The 1,411-nt window shown below is 49.3% G+C and carries 2 protein-coding genes; both read right to left on the minus strand.

Translation table 11 applies throughout. The annotated features are described in order from the left end of the window. Positions 1-567, minus strand: a 567-nt coding sequence (locus tag FJZ26_06015) for a 1-(5-phosphoribosyl)-5-((5-phosphoribosylamino)methylideneamino)imidazole-4-carboxamide isomerase (GenBank protein ID MBM3229963.1), incomplete at its 3' end; no start/stop codon positions are given. A 161-nt stretch (positions 568-728) separates the two neighbouring features. Further along, entirely contained in the window at positions 729-1,409 is a 681-nt protein-coding gene (locus FJZ26_06020; protein MBM3229964.1) for a DUF1297 domain-containing protein, read from the minus strand. Positions 1,410-1,411 lie beyond the last annotated feature (2 nt).

Below are 1,411 nucleotides of genomic sequence, written 5' to 3' on the forward strand. Positions count from 1 at the left end.
ATACACGGGAACATTCACTTTGCTTGCCATTTTTTTCACGGCCTCAAAGTCAGGCCCCTTCATTATTCCATCCCTCTCGACTACCGTGAATATGATGCCGCTTGCATACCTCTCAATCTTTTTTGCAAGAGAATAAGGGTCAAGCTGCGTGCTTTCAAGCCAGCCTTGTATGACAACCTTGCCCTTCCTTGCGTCAAGGGAGACAAGCAGGCTGTTTTTGAATCCCTGCAGCTCCATTAGAAGCTCCGGGTTTTTGACAACCGAGGAGCCCAGTATGATTTTTGCACCTGCAGACACAACCCGTTCCGCATCCGCAATGTTCCTGATGCCGCCTCCGACCTGCAGAGGGGCTACTTTTGCCATCCTCTCAATAAGCTCAATATTCACAAGCTTTCCGGTCCTGGCCCCATCCAGGTCAATGACGTGCACCCTCTGGCATCCGGCCTCTGCCCAATACTTGGCAACCTCAAAGGGGTCTTGCGAAAACTCGCTTTTTCTTTCAACATCTCCCTGTTCAAGCACTACTGATTTGCCCATCAATATGTCTATTGAAGGTATCACAAGCATCAAAAAACCCCCCTGCGGTCCAAGAAACCAATTTGCGGCCAATGCCGGTTTCAGGTAAATGTACTAAATAGTACATCCTTATTGCAAAGCTTAGGATTATTATATTATCTATACGGCTCTTAGGTCAAGCCAAACAAGCCTCCTGCAACCGCCTCAACAGTTCAGTAAATGACCTGCCCAAGCAAATCGCGCTTTGCGGCATCCTTTATCTCCATTGCTATGCGCCTGCCGGTGCTTACCGGGTAGTCGTACGTATAAGCAGAGTAAAATGAGCCCTGGGGGAAAAGATTGGTGCCCGCCACAATGCGCGCTGAAATTTCAAATGCATAAAATTCCAGGTCCTTGTTGCACACAAGCTCAATGCAAAATGGCCCGGGCATGCCGCCAAAAAGCCCCTGCGCAGATTCCACAACCCTCTTTCCAATCCCGAATATTTCCCCAAGCATCGACTCCCTGATTGCAACCGGCTCGTTCCCGACAATAGTGAAGCTTGGGTCTACCCACACGTCAACTGACATGGTGCGGTAAAGCTCGTCAACATTTGTCTCAACCCTCCTGTCCATTGACATAAGCTGCAGGCTTCCGCCTGCCGCAGGGTAGCCCTCTTTTGAAATTGGCGAGTAAAAATAATGCGGGTAGGCCCGTATGCCGACCAGATACTCCTGTATTATCAATCCATCGGAATTTTTGAATCTCTGGTAAAATTCCTTGGTTGATTTTACGACCCTGTATCCAGCCCCGCCTTTGGCCCCTGCAAGCTTTACAATGCACGGCCCGTCAATCTCCTCGGGGGTGTAAAGCTTGGGCACATTGAGCCTAGCGTCCTTCATCCATTCAAACATTT

The organism is Candidatus Parvarchaeota archaeon, assembly GCA_016866895.1.
Classification (GTDB): domain Archaea; phylum Micrarchaeota; class Micrarchaeia; order Anstonellales; family VGKX01; genus VGKX01.